Genomic DNA, 14910 nt, shown 5'->3' with positions numbered 1-14910 from the left:
TTCGGCAATGAAATCGAAATTGGCCAGCAATCACTCTTCTTCACTGGCGGAGATCCGTCAGACCTTGTCCTTGAGCTTGATGGCAACGCGGGCCCGACTTCGGTTGTTCAGCAGAGTTTTGTGGTGACCGGTGACAACCGAGGTGCAACGCTGAGTTTCGACATCGGAGCCCGAAACACGGGCGGGGTGTTTGCAGACCCGGTTCTTGTTGAGGTTGTGGATTCCAGCAACACCGTGATTTTTACGCAAGTCGTGACGCCGACCACTGTAGGAAGTTTCACGAACGTTTCCCTGAACTTCAATTTCGGTGCCGAAGGGACGTACACGCTTCGCTTTACCGAACAGGGTCCAAACAACAGTCTCGGAACGATCCTCGACAATGTCTCGTTGATGGTTTGTTTCACATCTGGCACCCGGATCAAGACACCGGATGGTGAAGTGGACATCGATGACCTTTCAGCGGGCGACTTGGTTACAACTCTGGACGGTGCGCCGCAGGCTATCCGTTGGATCGGGTCTAAGAAACTCAGCCGTCTGGACTTGATCGCCAATCCCAAAATGCGACCGATACGCATTCTGAAAGGTGCGCTTGGTCTGGGCATGCCAGCAACCGATCTGACGGTTTCCCCTCAGCACCGTCTGTTGGTGCGCTCAAAAGTGGCGCAACGGGTTCTGGGAGAGGCTGAAATACTTGTTCCCGCCAAGAAACTTACCGGGTTGCAGGGGATTGAGAGAGTCGAAACCTGTGAAGAGGTTGAGTATTTCCATTTTGCACTCGAAGACCACTCAATTGTGGTCGCGGATGGTGCCTATGCCGAATCTCTCTACATCGGCCCCCAAGCAATGAAAATGCTGAGCGCCGAAGCAATCGAAGAACTGGAATGTCTGTTTCCCGACCTTCTCGATAAAACTACCAATCCCGCACCCGCGCGACCGTTTCATGCCCACGGAAAACACATCAACCGATTGTGCCAACGCCTGATCCAGAACAAAAAGCCTGTGGTGGAAGTTTCTGCATGACAGGTGAAATATTTCTGGACCTTCCTGAGGAGATAAATCTGAAAGGCGAGCGAAACTTGCTTGTCCTGGCAAACGTCCTGACCCGAGCGCAGCAGATCCCGCGGGAAACCGCATTGCGGGAAATCGAAGCGGCCTATGTTCGCGCTGCCGAGGCGGAGTATGGGGCCGAGTACGAATTCTGGGCCAAGGTCAAGAAAGAGGGGACAATTGAATTGGCTCAGGTTCTTAAAGTCGTCGACGTTATGTTGAATGAGTACCGTGAAGTCGCGCTCACCGATATTAGAAACACGCAGTCGGATGCCGAACTTGGGCACTATGTCGTAAATCCCGTGCCCCCCATTCATCCGCACAGGATTTCAGAGTGGTTACGGTCAGGCGAGACACAGATTCGGAACTTATCGATCAATGTGCGCTGAAGGGTGTTTAACCACCCGCGCTTCACGCCAGACCAAAATCAATCCTCCCGCCAGAATAATGGCGGACCCGATCAGGCTTGTCCGATCCGGGATCACATCGAACACGACGAAATCGTAAAACGCAGCAAAGATCAGTGTCGCATAGCTGATCGGTGCTACAAAAGAAGCATCCGCCCGCGCCATGCCGTTAACGAAACAGGCTTGCGCACAGGCCATCAAAACGCCGATTCCAGCCAACGCCGCCCATTGCGCCGAAGTTGGCGTCTGCCACACCGCAATCACTGCAACAGTGGCGATTGCCAATCCCATGGAGTTGTTCACCAATAAGATCTGAATCGGAATTTCGCGGCCAGACAGCTTTTTGATGAAAATTAACTCCATTCCAATGACCGCGGCTGCGGTCAAAGCCAGCAAAGCCGCAGGTTGAAAACTGGCCGGGGTCGGGCGCAACAGAATCAATGCGCCGATAAGGGCAACGGCCGCCGCCAGCCAGCGCCAGGGCCCAACCCCTTCTTTCAATAGCGGGATCGCCAGAACCATGGCAAAAACCGGGTTTAGGAATGAAATCGCAGTAGCATCTGCCATCGGAATGTAAGCGACCGAAGCAAACATCAGTGTGATACCCAGCCACCCAAAACTGGTACGCCCGATATGCAGCCTCCAATGCGGGCGTCTAAGGGTCGGGCGCATTACAGCAACGGCTGAGACAATCACAAGAAACGCAAACAAAAATCGACCATGGCTGATCTGCATCGGATGCAGTGGCGGGCCCAGCGTATCCGTGCCAAGCACCTTGGCCAGCAAGGTCGTGCCAGCCAGAAGAGCGCTGGCGGCAAAGATCAACAAGGCCGCGAGGGCTGGATTCTGGCGTGCGGGTGTCATGCCCCAGCGGTGCGACACGCGGACGCGAATGACAAGTAGGAAATCTCGCCGTTATTACTTCCGAGCGAATTTTCGAAGCATCGCAAATAAAGGGTTTCCAGATCGAACCAGCCTCGTTATACGAGCCGCCATGATCAAAGCCGCACATATCCTGCGACTCCGACGCCGACGCCTGACCGCGTAACCGGCCCGTTTGATCTATTGCGCGTTCAAAATCTGCGCAAACCCCACCAAATCTGTTGACGACCAAGGCTCTCGTGTATCACTCACAGGGCTCAAGCTATTCGAAAAGGATGATCCGATGATCCCGTCCGTTCTGCCGACCTATAACCGTGCGCCCCTGACATTTGTGAAGGGCGAAGGCGCCTGGCTGACCGAGGCGGATGGCCGACGTTTCTTGGACCTCGGGGCGGGGATCGCAGTGAATGCGCTGGGCCACGCGCATCCGGCACTGGTGGCCGCACTGACCGAACAGGCGCATGCCGTTTGGCATGTCTCGAACTTGTACAACATCCCACAGCAGCAGGCGCTGGCCGACAGACTTGTGGAACACACCTTTGCCGATACGGTGTTCTTTACGAACTCCGGCACTGAATCTTGCGAGTTGGCCGTGAAAATGGCACGTAAGTATTTCTATGAGAAAGGTCAGCCCGAGCGGGTCGAGATCATAACCTTTGACGGCTCATTTCATGGCCGGTCCTCGGCTGGTATTGCCGCCGCTGGGTCCGAAAAGATGACCAAAGGCTTCGGCCCGTTGCTGCCCGGCTTCGTTCATCTTGCCTTCGGCGATCTTGACGGCGTCACCAACGCTATAACCGATAAAACCGCAGCGATCCTGATCGAGCCGGTTCAGGGCGAAGGCGGCATCCGCCCGGTGCCTGATGCTGAACTCAAAACTCTGCGTCAAATTTGCGACGACAACGGTCTACTGTTGATCCTTGATGAGGTCCAATGTGGTGTTGGCCGTACCGGCAAGCTCTTTGCGCATGAATGGGCCGGGATCACTCCCGATATCATGATGGTCGCCAAAGGCATTGGCGGCGGTTTCCCTCTTGGCGCGGTGCTGGCAACCGAAGATGCCGCCTCGGGCATGACGGCTGGCACCCATGGCTCGACCTATGGCGGCAACCCGTTGGGCTGCGCTGTGGGCTGCGCTGTGATCGATCAGGTCGCAACGCCAGCTTTCCTCGAAGGTGTAAACCGCAAGGCCGGCCTTCTACGTCAAAAACTCGAAGGTCTGATTGCCGACCACCCTGATGTATTCGAAGAGGTTCGCGGCTCTGGCCTGATGCTTGGTCTCAAGTGCACGGCACCCAACATCGATGTGGTGAATGCGGGGTATGACCACGAGGTCATCACCGTCCCCGCCGCGGACAACGTAATCCGCCTCTTGCCACCACTGACATTGACCGAGGATGACATCGCACAGGCCATGATCCGGCTCGACAAGGCCGCGAAACAAATCGAAACCCAGCTTGCGACGGCCTAAGCTTTATCTTTTCCCAAATACTCCGGGGGTGTGGGGGCTGGCCCCCACCCGTCATCAGCCAAAAAGCGAAGTAAAATGAACCATTTCCTCGACATCCATAAAACCGACGCCGCCGACCTGCGGGCCATGATTGATCAGGCAGGCGCAATGAAGCAGGCGCGTCTGGGTCGACCCAAGGCAGCACTTGATCAGGAACAACCTCTGAAAGACCGGATGGTCGCGTTGATCTTTGAAAAGCCTTCGACCCGGACGCGCGTATCCTTTGACGTTGGCGTGCGCCAGATGGGTGGGCAGACCATGGTGCTTTCGGGCAAGGACATGCAACTGGGTCATGGCGAGACGATTGCCGACACAGCCCGCGTGCTGTCCCGTTACGTCGACATGATCATGATCAGGACCTTTGATGAAACGATCCTGACCGAGATGGCAGAATACTCGGACGTGCCGGTGATCAATGGCCTGACCGACCGCACGCATCCCTGCCAGATCATGGCCGACGTGCTGACGTTCGAAGAACATCGCGGCCCCATCGCAGGCAAAAAGGTGGTCTGGACCGGAGATGGGAATAACGTCTGTGCCTCATTCCTGCACGCGGCGGGCCAGTTCGGGTTCGATCTGACATTCACAGGTCCGGCGCAATTTGATCCCGAGGAAGAGTTTATGGGCTTTGCGCGCCAGAAAGGCTCGCAAATCGTGGTGGAACGCGACCCATTCAAAGCCGTTGAAGGGGCGGACCTGGTGGTCGCAGACACCTGGGTTTCCATGCATGATTCCCAATCGGCCAAAGAACGTCGCCACAACCTGCTACGCCCCTATCAGGTCAACACGGAACTTATGTCCCACGCCAAACCGGATGCGTTGTTCATGCACTGCCTGCCCGCGCACCGTGAAGAAGAAGCCACGTCCGAGGTGATGGACGGCCCGAACTCCGTCATTTTCGATGAGGCCGAAAACCGCCTGCACGCGCAAAAAGCGGTCATGCGCTGGTGCCTGGGCGTTTAGGCTCGTCGGCGGATATCCCAAACCTTTAGCTTGGCGAGCGTCCGTGTGCTCGCCAAGAGAACCAGAACGCATAACGTGGTCTTGGTCATGACTTCCATTGTTCCCTCGATCAGCATCGCGTGAACAACGCTGCCGATAATTGTCACCATTGCCAGACCGGTATGGCTAAGCCGCCAAAGGCGAAACCGCAGGTTCAAACGTTGGCGCATGACACCCAACAGAACCGCCGCAACAGCTGACCACATCGCGATGACACCCCAATTCGAAAACGGGGTGGCTGAAACAAAAAGCAAGGCGTCGACTACGTCTGGCGGGCTGGTAATCCATAGACCTCCCACATGGATCAATATGGCCACGATCAGGGCCAATCCACACCACCTGTGCCAATGGCGGCTGGATACAGGGGAAAGTCCAGGCAACCAGCGCCCGGCCAGCAGCGGTTGCAGCAGCAAAAGGCACATTCCGATAATGCCCGCAAATCCGGCGAGAATGTAGATCGGATCACGCCACGCCAGATAAGGGCTGTAGGCCGCTGCGGTGATCGGGATAGCAAGTGCGGCACTTAACAGCACCCAGATCAGACTGCGCCTCAGCACCACTCAGAGAGGCTGCAATACAAAATGCGCGGCGAGTGTCTTATCCCTTGCGCTCGACATCACAGGGCGCAGGAAAACGGTCTCGAACTCCCCGCTGTCATAGGCCAAATGCCCGTGAGGTTGACCGAAGGCGGGCACGATTTGCGGCATCTCCAGCCGAAACTCACCCTTCGCATCCGTCAACGTCGCGCCATGGCTGTGCGGATCGCGTTCGTGCCCCTCAGTCGTGTGCGCCCAGATCTGAATGCGTTGGCCGGGCAGGGGAGCTCCGTCGCCTGCACGCCGCACCGTGCCGGTCATCCAGAACCCACCGCCACCGATCCGGTTCACGATAGGTGCTCCGGGACGGTAATTGTTCGATCCGCCCCGCATCGACGGCGTTGGTGCAAGCCCGCTCGCACGTGCTGGTGACAAAAGCCCCGAGGCCCCAGTTGCCACAACAGCGGCACCTTGGGTGATCAGTGAACGACGGGAGAGCAACGCGTCAGCCATTGAGAAACCTCCAATCCGCGACCCCTTACGGTCCGACATCGATACTCAAGATAGCATGGTTCCGGTGGATTCCGAGGCACACCGGATCACAAAATCTTACTCTCACGGTTCTGTGAGACGGACAGAGGCGGCCGCACCGAATCTCTTTGACGTTTCGTTTTGCAAGGTGCGATGTTTGTATTCATCGTTTCTGAAACGAAAGGTCGTGCCATGACACAAGCGGATCAGGTCTCAGCCGAGGACATAGATGCCTTCCGGCGCGACGGTGCAGTTGTTCTGAGGTCCAAATTCTCGCGTGACTGGCTGTCGTTGTTGCGTGAAGGCATCGACGCCGACCTTGAAAATCCGACTGACAATTTCACGCGCCATACCAAGGACCCCAATGCCCCCGGCTATTTCGAGGATTACTGGGCCTGGAACAAGATCTCCCAATTCGACGATTTCGTTCGCAACTCACCCTGTGCGCCGCTTGCCGCAGGGTTGCTGGGTGCACCGTCCATCAACCTTGTTATGGACAACTGGTTCCTTCGTGAAGCCGGATCAACATCGCGCCCGCCGTTTCATCAGGATCTGTCGTATTTCGATTTTGAGGGCACTATGTGCGTGCTGTGGTTGCCGCTGGAGCCGGTGACGAAGGAAAACGGCATCGCATTCGTCAAAGGTTCGCACCTGTGGAACAAGTTGTTCATGCGGGTGCGCTTTGCTGATGGGCATCCGAGTTATGAGCCGACTAAGGTTGCCGGGCAAACCTATCACCCGCCACCTGACGTGAATGCGGACCCTGATGCGTATGACCTGTTGCAATGGGATCTGGAGCTTGGGGACTGCATCTTTTTCGATATGCGAACCTTGCATGGCGGGCTATCGGCGACGACCCCGTCGGAAACGGTTCGCCGTTTTACCCTTCGCATGACCGCTCCGGATGGCGTCATCCGATACCGTGGCGACTGGGCCAAAAACGAGCGTACGCAGTTCGAGGCCGCGGGTTATGGCGAATGGGATCGGATCGACGGCGCATTCTTCCCTCAGCTCTGGCCACGATAAGAGCGCTCGTTTCGCACCTGGTATGTGCGAAGATGCACTTTATCAGGACGTGGTTAGGGTTACTCTGTTATCAGCGAACGATGTGCCAGCCCGGCCATCTGAGATCTAGGGAGAAAAGGAATGAGCTGGAACCCGACCCACAATCCAGATTGCGTCTCGGAAAATCCGGCGCTGGATACGTTGATTATTCCGCGCGCCCGAGATCTGGGAGGTTTCGAGGTGCGCCGCGCTTTGCCTTCGGTCCAACGGCAATTGGTGGGCCCGTTCATCTTCTTCGATCAAATGGGTCCAGCTGAATTCATCACCGAAGGTGGCATAGACGTGCGGCCCCACCCGCATATCGGGTTGGGCACTGTCACGTACCTCTATCAGGGCGAGTTTGAGCACCGCGACAGCCTTGGCACCCACCAGATGATCTATCCGGGTGAGGTTAACTGGATGGTAGCAGGGCGCGGCGTGACCCATTCCGAACGCACCAGCGATGAGACACGGGGCAAGAAACACAGCCTTTTTGGCATCCAGACCTGGATCGCCTTGCCCGAAGCGCATGAGGATATGGCCCCTGATTTTGAGCACCACAAACAAGGCGCGCTGCCGCACATTCAGGATGCGGGTGTCAGCGCGCGGCTAATCCTGGGCTCAGCCTATGGTGAGTCCAGCCCGGTCACCATGCTGTCTGAGACGTTCTATCTGGATGTACAGCTTGAGCCCGGCGCGTCCTTCCCGCTGCCCGACGATCACGAGGATCGCGGTGTCTATGTGACGCAGGGTTCAGTCGAGATCGCGGGCGACACGTTTGACGAAGGCCGCATGATGGTGTTCCGCCCCGGTGACAAACTGTCGGTCAAGGCGGGTCCTTTGGGGGCGCGGCTGATGCTGCTGGGCGGTGCGACACTGAACGAAGACCGATATATCTGGTGGAACTTCGTTTCGTCGTCGAAAGAAAAGATCGAAACTGCAACGCGTGAGTGGAAAAGCGCCGATTGGGCCAACGGTGCCTTTCATCTTCCGCCCGGTGATGACCACGAATTTATCCCGATTTCTGAGGAACTTGAGCGAACCAAACCACGTCTGGCGCGATAACAGGCCGTCCCTAGTGGGGCGGGGTTGTGTAACCAGCGGTTTGCGGTGATCCTTTCAGGTATTTCTGAGGGGGTATTATGAAACTAGTCATTGCGGGCGCGGGCAGTATTGGCTGCTATTGCGGAGCTCTGTTGGCCCGAGCGGGTCATTCCGTCACCTTACTGGGCCGTGCGCGTGTGCTGGATCCGATCCACGAAAACGGGTTAACGGTCACGGATTTTGACGGGCTCGATTATACCGCACCAGCAGCATCGTTGGCTCTCAGCCAAGACCCAACCTGTCTGGGGCATGCGGAACTGATCATCGTAACCGTGAAATCGGTGGCCACGGCGGATATCGCCGACCAGATCGGCACCGAGGCATTGCCAGACGTGCCGGTTCTGTCCTGGCAGAACGGGATCGAAAACGCAGCGACCTTGCGCGCAGCCTTGCCAGGGCGTGATGTGCGCGCCGGAATGGTGCCTTTCAACGTCGTGCCCAATGGCCCTGCCACCTATCACCGGGCGACGTCGGGCGAGATTGTTATTGAAAGCGGTCCGGGCGATCTGGCGTCCCGCCTCAGCAGCCCGGATCTGCCTGTTTTGGCGAGCGACCAGATCGAAGCCGTGCAATGGGGCAAATTGCTGATCAACCTGAACAACGCGCTGAATGCGTTGTCAGGCCTTACGATTGTGGATCAACTGACAAACCGCGACTGGCGCATCCTCGTTGCAGATCAGATGGCAGAAGCGCTTTCCGTTCTAAAAGCAGCGGGGCACCCTGTGGCCTCTACCACGCCGCTTCCCGCCTGGATGACCCCGCATATCCTGCGGCTGCCGACGCCCTTATTCACCCGCATTTCGGCCAGGATGCTGACCATTGATCCAAGCGCCCGAACCTCGATGGCCTATGATTTGATGGCTGAACGGCAAACGGAAATCGACAGCTTGCAAGGCCATATCATACGATTGGGTCGAGAAACCGGCGTGCCGACACCCATTTGCACGCAAGTGTCTGACTTGATCAAACACGCGCCCGATCACCCGCTGACCCCGGATCAGATCAGGCTGTAACCACTCCGGTTAAACGAAGGCAGTCAACATCCAATAGATAACGGCCGACATAGTTGCAGCAGCAGGTACGGTGATCACCCATGCCGCCACAATGGTCATGAAATGTGAGCGCCGTACCAGCTTGCGACGACGGTGCTCTTCTGGGGCCAGACTTTGGGTCGCTGCACGTTGAAAGCTGACTTGCTTGCGCCGCCGTTCTGAGTGCCATTCACGATAAAATCCGACGCCAAAGACTGCACCCACAGCAATATGTGTTGAGCTGACCGGAAGGCCAAGCCAGCTGGCTACGATCACGGTAATCGCTGCCGAAAGCGCAACGCAGAAGGCTCGCATGGGGTTCAGCTTGGTGATCTGGCTGCCGACCATACGGATGAGCTTGGGGCCGAACAGGAACAGGCCGAACGAAATGCCAAACGCGCCGATGATCATCACCCAAAGCGGGATTGTAACTTTTGAAGCGAAATCTCCGAATTCTGCCGCGTGCACAATCGCAGCCAAAGGGCCGACCGCGTTGGCCACGTCATTGGCACCATGGGCGAAACTCAGGAACGTCGCCGAGATGATCAGAGGCAGGCCAAACAGGGTTTTCAGCGATCGTGTCCGGTTTTCAAGCCCTTCGGACTTGCGCCGCACCCAAGGCACGGCGGCGGACCAAGCCAGCAGACCCGCGCCAAAACCGATCAGAAGGGCCATCTCAAGTTCGATTTTCACGATGCGTTTCAGACCTTTGACCGCAAGGTAGGTCGCAAAAGCCCCTGCCATCATCGCCACAAGAATAGGCACCCATTTTCGGGCAGCTGCAATCTTGTCGTCCTGATACTGGATCTTGGCCTTGATGAGCGCCAGAAAACACGCGGCAATCACACCGCCCAGCACGGGCGAGATCACCCAACTGGCTGCAATCGCGCTCATCGTGCCCCAGCTGACTGCGCTCAGCCCCGCAGCTGCGACTCCGGCCCCCATAACCCCGCCGACAACCGAGTGCGTGGTCGATACCGGCGCACCGACCCAGGTCGCCAGATTGACCCACATGGCTGAAGAAATCAGAGCCGCCATCATGGCCCAGATGAACACATTGCTGTTCTGAACCGAAGTAGGGTCGATAATGCCCTTCGAGATGGTCGAGACCACATCGCCACCTGCCAGCAACGCGCCCGCGCTTTCGGCAATGGCGGCAATCACAATGGCCCCGCCCATGGTCAGCGCGTTTGCACCAACTGCCGGGCCCATGTTGTTGGCCACATCATTGGCGCCGATATTGATCGCCATATAGGCCCCGAAAGCGGCAGCAGCCACCACGATATAGCTGCCCTCTGCTTGGCCAAACAGAACGGCTGCCAGCAGTCCTGCAACGACCATGAACGCCAACGCGATGCCGGGTGCCAGCATGGGGCGCGACACGTGTATGCTGGCGTTTTCAACGCGAGAAATGCGATGCAGATCGGTATCTAGCGCCTGCCAGCGTGGTTTTGGGTTTGTATCAGACATGGGCTTGATCAGTTTTTCAAAGACCGCCCGCAGCTAACGGTTCGCTACTGCAAGAGCAAGCCACGTGTCATGAAATTGTTGTGTAAAGGTTACATTTTGCGCAACAACGCCCGCAACTCAGGTTCCTGCACGTGCGAAGCCGCCTCAGCCGGGGAAAACCATTTGCGTGTTCGCTGATGAGCTTCGGGGAAATCTTCGACCAGCTTACTGACAGCAATCCGGTAGACATTGGTCAGCACCGGCTGAGCAGACCCGTCCTTGAGGATTTTGTCATAGGTAAAGTGACCTACCGGCTTCTTATCAACGGTTTCCGCGCGCACTCCGGCCTCTTCCCAGGCTTCCTGCAGTGCTGTTTCAGCCCCGTCCAGACCGTCGATGGGCCAACCTTTCGGAATGATCCAGCGACCTGTGTCACGGCTTGTGATCAACAGAACTTCGTCCTGGCCTTTCTTCTTTCGGGTGCATAGGGCCGCGAACTGCACCCGCCGAGGGCGCAGGATCAGAGGTCTGCCGACCTCTTCCCATAGATTTCGCAGTTTTGAGCCCATTAGAAGCGGTTTACCCATATGCTGTCATCGGAATTGAAGGGACGTAACAGTGGAAATGTTGAATTTCAATTAAATCTTCAGGAATTCTCTGTTCACGAGCGGTTTTAGGGGCGGATTGCGGAAATACTGTGTGTTTTGAGCTTTTGGGGCGAGTCTAGTCGCGCCTACGTTTGGCTCGTAGCGTGGGGTCGGCTTGGGTTGGGTCCTCGGGCCAGGGATGTTTGGGGTATTGCGCCCTCATGTCCTTACGGACGTCTGCGTAAGAGCCAGCCCAAAATCCAGGCAGATCGCGTGTGATCTGGATTGGGCGCTGCGCAGGGGACAGAAGGGTGATCTTCAGCGGCGCGCCTCCGACAACCGGATGACTGGATACGCCAAACAACTCCTGTAACCGGACCGAGATTTCTGGGACCGCAGCACTGTAATCAATCGGCACCTTGCGCCCCAGCGGTGTTTCAAACGACCCCGGCGCGCGCTGGTCCAGCTCTTGCGTTTGGGACCAATCCAATCTGGCGCGCAAGGCGGGCAATAGATCGAACCGCTTCCAATCCTCTGCACTTTTGACACCTGAGAGCATCGGCAGGAGCCAGCCCTCCAAACTGGCCATCAGACCTTCGACCGAGAAATCGGGCAAGTCGACCCCGTCCGCGCGAACCAGTTCGACCCGAGCCGCCAGCCGCGCGGCAGCCCCATCCAGTCGCAAGCCCAGATCACGTACCCCGTCCAACATTGTCCTGGCGACCACATCATCCGGGACATCCTTCCAGATACGATCATCCAGTGTGATCGATCCGAACCGTTCTTGTCGTCGGGGCACAACCCGGCGCTCACGTTTCGACCATGTACAGCTGTCTGTCCATGCGATTTGGTCCGAGAACAAATCCCGGATCTCTTGTTCCGAGATCTGCGTGGCCAGTCGCACCTTTGCTTCGCGCGGGTTGCCATCCGTATCGGTCACAACCAAGTAAGGCGCGCCTGCCAGCGTGTCGCCGTTGTCCAGAACAACGCCTTTGCCGCCCGAAAGCACATAGCGTGGCGCTTCACCCTTGCGCCTTTGTCCTATGCGATCTGGATAGGCGAGGGCGGCCATGGCAGCCGTGCTTTGCGGCTCGGATCCGTCGGTGGCTTGCGCCCGCAACCGTTTGGCCTCGGCCTTTATTCGGTCCAGGGCACCCATATTCACCTGCCAGACGCGGTTGCGTTGAAACGCCCGCACATCCCGCAGCGCCTCTTGCCGCAGCGCGATATCGACCGGAGCACCGCGCAGAGGATCGCGCTCGGCCATCAGTGCTGCCAGTGAAGCGGCCTGCACGCCTGCGCGCTCTAACATGTGACCCAGCCTGGGGTGCAGAGGCAGCGCTGCCAAGGCGCGCCCGTGATCCGTGATCCGGCCGTTGCCGTCCAACGCGCCCAGCATTCTTAGCAAAGCCCGCGCCTCGGACATGGTTCCGTCGGGCGGTGGGGTCAGAAAAGCCAGGTCGCTGGCATCCGCGCCCCAAAGGGCCAGCTCTAACGCCAACCCGGTCAAATCGGCTGCCTCAATCTCGGCTGGCGGGTAGGCGGCCAGCGCGCCTTCCTCACCTTTTGACCAGAGCCTATAACAAACGCCTTCGGCCACACGGCCTGCGCGGCCTGCGCGTTGCGTCGCTTCGGCACGTGTCACGCGGTCTGTGACCAGCCGCGACATGCCCGAGCCCGGATCAAACCGTGCCCGCCGTGCTTGGCCCACATCCACGACCACCCGGATATCGGGGATGGTCAGCGAGGTTTCGGCAATCGACGTCGCCAGCACCACTTTGCGCCCGGTCTTGGCCGGGACAATCGCCGCGCGCTGGGCGGCAAAGGGCATTGCTCCGAACAGCGGATGCACGGCGCAGGCTTCGGGCAGCCGGGACTTCAGCGCGCCTTCAGCCCGACGGATTTCGCCCTCGCCGGGCAGAAAAACCAAAAGGCCACCCCCTGTTGCGCGGGTTTCACGCTCGGCCTGTACCACAAGTTCAACCAGTGCATCCAAACGCCGAGCCTGCGGCGCAAGAGGGCGATCCAGCCAGCGGGTCTCGACCGGAAAGCTGCGCCCTTCGGACGTGATCAGCGGGGCGTTCATCAACCGGCCCACGGGTTCTGCGTCCAATGTGGCGGACATGGCCAGCAGGATCAGATCATCCCGCAGCGCACCCGCCACCTCAAGACACAGCGCCAGCCCCAGATCGGCGTTCAGAGAGCGTTCGTGGAACTCGTCAAAAATCACCGCGCTGATACCGGGCAGGTCAGGGTCGGATTGCAGCATCCGGGTCAGGATGCCTTCGGTTACGACCTCGATCCGCGTGTCTTTTGACACTTTCGCGTCGCCGCGCACGCGGTAACCCACGGTTTGTCCCGCGCGTTCGCCCAGAGTTTCGGCCATCCGCTCGGCCGCCGCCCGTGCCGCCAAGCGTCGGGGCTCCAGCATCACGATCTTGCCGTCGCACAGGCCCGCCTCGAGCATCGCCAATGGCACCCGCGTGGTCTTGCCTGCGCCTGGTGGCGCTTGCAAAACCGCTCTCCCGTGTGTGCCTAGGGCATTCAGCAGGTCGGGAACGGCGTCGTCTATAGGCAGGCTTGTTATCATGCGGACCTTATCCGCCATCGTTCCGATGGCGTCTAGTTCCCGCACGCCCATCGGCACATTTCCCAGAACGAAATGACGCAGGTTTTGTTTGGAATGCATTTCACGCGTTCTCTGGTCTGGACAAACGCCCCCTGACCACGGCAACTATTCCTGCCTCATGGATCGGGACAAGAATGCAGACAGACAGTTTAAGCGACAGGATTTTAAACGGTGAGCGTCGAGCGCTGGCGCGTGCGATTACTCTGGTCGAAAGTAACCGTGCTGATCACCGGGCACAGGCCAGCGATCTTTTGGCCCAACTGGCAGGATCCGGACGTCAGGCGTTGCGGATTGGTCTGTCGGGGACACCCGGTGTGGGTAAATCCACTTTCATCGAAAGCTTCGGCATGATGTTGACGGAGCAAGGGCTGCGCGTGGCGGTATTGGCGGTTGATCCAAGCTCGGCCCGTTCGGGTGGCTCGATTCTGGGTGACAAGACCCGGATGGAGCGCCTGAGCCGCGAAAAAAACGCCTTTATCCGTCCTTCTCCCAGTCAAAGCCACCTCGGTGGCGTTGCACGCCGCACCCGTGAGGCCATCGCCCTGTGCGAGGCTGCGGGATATGATGTGGTGCTGATCGAAACTGTCGGGGTCGGGCAGTCAGAAACGGTTGTGTCCGAGCTGTCGGATCTGTTCCTGCTGTTGTTGGCCCCTGCGGGTGGAGACGAATTGCAGGGTGTGAAGCGCGGCATCATGGAAATGGCCGACATCATCCTGATCAATAAAGCCGATGGTGAGTTGAAGGCGACCGCTACGCGTACCTGCGCTGACTATGCAGGCGCATTGCGGCTGCTGCGCAAGCGTCCACAAGACCCGGAAGGTTTTCCCAAGGCGATGACTGTTTCAGCGGTTGAAGAGCAGGGCCTGGAGCAGGCATGGGACGAAATGCAATCCTTGACCCAATGGCGTCGTGACAATGGCATATGGGACGCAAACCGTTCCGCACAGGCGCGCTACTGGTTCGATCAAGAGGTTCGCCATGCTCTGCTTGCGCGCCTTGACACGCCGCAAGCCAGGGCCGAGATGGAGCGTCTGAACGCCGAAGTCTCAGCGGGCCATTTGAACCCGGCCAAAGCGGCGGAAGAACTGCTCAGCACATTGACCTGATGGTTGGGCGCGGGCAAGGATCGTGATGGCCGAGCAAAATGAAAG

At 58.2% G+C, this 14910-nt stretch carries 14 protein-coding genes; 8 read left to right on the top strand and 6 right to left on the bottom strand.

Features of this window, described 5'->3' with window-relative positions; genetic code table 11:
- Positions 1-123 precede the first annotated feature (123 nt).
- Together GOV90_RS05140 and GOV90_RS05135 are read left to right on the top strand one after the other, a co-directional pair.
- Positions 124-1020: a Hint domain-containing protein gene (locus tag GOV90_RS05140; protein ID WP_171094076.1), complete on the top strand. Its 897-nt coding sequence runs from the start codon at positions 124-126 to the stop codon at positions 1018-1020.
- Complete coding sequence (locus tag GOV90_RS05135) at positions 1017-1436, top strand: NusA N-terminal domain-containing protein (RefSeq protein WP_171094075.1); 420 nt, start codon at positions 1017-1019, stop codon at positions 1434-1436. Before GOV90_RS05140 ends, GOV90_RS05135 begins: the two co-directional genes overlap by 4 nt.
- On the opposite strand, the gene GOV90_RS05130 is transcribed toward GOV90_RS05135, so the two are convergent.
- Positions 1416-2318 (bottom strand): DMT family transporter, encoded by a 903-nt coding sequence (locus GOV90_RS05130; protein ID WP_171094073.1) that lies wholly within the window; start codon positions 2316-2318, stop codon positions 1416-1418. The two genes, GOV90_RS05135 and GOV90_RS05130, sit on opposite strands and share 21 nt — an antisense overlap.
- 301 nt (positions 2319-2619) lie before the next feature.
- Here GOV90_RS05130 and GOV90_RS05125 point away from each other — a divergent pair, with 301 nt between their 5' ends.
- Together GOV90_RS05125 and argF are read left to right on the top strand one after the other, a co-directional pair.
- The gene (locus GOV90_RS05125) at positions 2620-3807 is read left to right on the top strand and encodes an aspartate aminotransferase family protein (RefSeq protein WP_171094071.1); all 1188 of its coding nucleotides are present in this window, start codon (positions 2620-2622) and stop codon (positions 3805-3807) included.
- 75 nt (positions 3808-3882) lie between these two features.
- Positions 3883-4809: an ornithine carbamoyltransferase gene (gene argF, locus GOV90_RS05120; RefSeq protein WP_171094069.1), complete on the top strand. Its 927-nt coding sequence runs from the start codon at positions 3883-3885 to the stop codon at positions 4807-4809.
- Here the strand turns inward: argF and GOV90_RS05115 are convergent.
- Positions 4806-5402, bottom strand: coding sequence for a ferric reductase-like transmembrane domain-containing protein (locus tag GOV90_RS05115; protein WP_174825483.1), 597 nt, complete (start codon positions 5400-5402; stop codon positions 4806-4808). The two genes, argF and GOV90_RS05115, sit on opposite strands and share 4 nt — an antisense overlap.
- A gap of 6 nt (positions 5403-5408) precedes the next feature.
- Positions 5409-5897, bottom strand: a complete 489-nt coding sequence (locus GOV90_RS05110) for a twin-arginine translocation pathway signal (RefSeq protein WP_171094065.1) — start codon at positions 5895-5897, stop codon at positions 5409-5411.
- Between the two features lie 210 nt (positions 5898-6107).
- Between GOV90_RS05110 and GOV90_RS05105 the strand changes: the two genes are divergently transcribed.
- The 3 genes from GOV90_RS05105 (at position 6108) to GOV90_RS05095 (ending at position 9076) form a co-directional block, all read left to right on the top strand.
- On the top strand, positions 6108-6941 hold the full coding sequence (locus GOV90_RS05105) for a phytanoyl-CoA dioxygenase family protein (protein ID WP_171094468.1): 834 nt from the start codon (positions 6108-6110) through the stop codon (positions 6939-6941).
- 120 nt (positions 6942-7061) lie between these two features.
- Positions 7062-8024: a pirin family protein gene (locus tag GOV90_RS05100; RefSeq protein ID WP_171094062.1), complete on the top strand. Its 963-nt coding sequence runs from the start codon at positions 7062-7064 to the stop codon at positions 8022-8024.
- Between the two features lie 77 nt (positions 8025-8101).
- Positions 8102-9076 carry a 2-dehydropantoate 2-reductase gene (locus tag GOV90_RS05095; RefSeq protein ID WP_171094060.1) on the top strand — a complete coding sequence of 325 codons (975 nt, stop codon included), beginning with the start codon at positions 8102-8104 and terminating at the stop codon, positions 9074-9076.
- A 9-nt stretch (positions 9077-9085) separates the two neighbouring features.
- Here the strand turns inward: GOV90_RS05095 and GOV90_RS05090 are convergent, their stop codons facing one another.
- The 3 genes from GOV90_RS05090 to hrpB form a co-directional block, all read right to left on the bottom strand.
- Positions 9086-10564: an inorganic phosphate transporter gene (locus tag GOV90_RS05090; RefSeq protein ID WP_171094058.1), complete on the bottom strand. Its 1479-nt coding sequence runs from the start codon at positions 10562-10564 to the stop codon at positions 9086-9088.
- An 89-nt stretch (positions 10565-10653) separates the two neighbouring features.
- Complete coding sequence (locus GOV90_RS05085) at positions 10654-11130, bottom strand: NUDIX hydrolase (protein WP_253284683.1); 477 nt, start codon at positions 11128-11130, stop codon at positions 10654-10656.
- Between the two features lie 136 nt (positions 11131-11266).
- The gene (hrpB, locus tag GOV90_RS05080; RefSeq protein WP_171094464.1) at positions 11267-13717 is read right to left on the bottom strand and encodes an ATP-dependent helicase HrpB; all 2451 of its coding nucleotides are present in this window, start codon (positions 13715-13717) and stop codon (positions 11267-11269) included.
- 176 nt (positions 13718-13893) lie between these two features.
- On the opposite strand from hrpB, the gene meaB reads away from it, so the two are divergent.
- Positions 13894-14865, top strand: coding sequence for a methylmalonyl Co-A mutase-associated GTPase MeaB (gene meaB, locus GOV90_RS05075; protein ID WP_171094056.1), 972 nt, complete (start codon positions 13894-13896; stop codon positions 14863-14865).
- The last annotated feature ends 45 nt before the right edge of the window (positions 14866-14910 follow it).

Source organism: Ruegeria sp. HKCCA5929 (genome assembly GCF_013034525.1).
In the GTDB taxonomy this organism is placed as follows: Bacteria; Pseudomonadota; Alphaproteobacteria; order Rhodobacterales; family Rhodobacteraceae; genus Ruegeria.
Note: the sequence above shows the minus strand (reverse complement) of the source record. Positions and strands in the feature narration are given on the sequence as shown.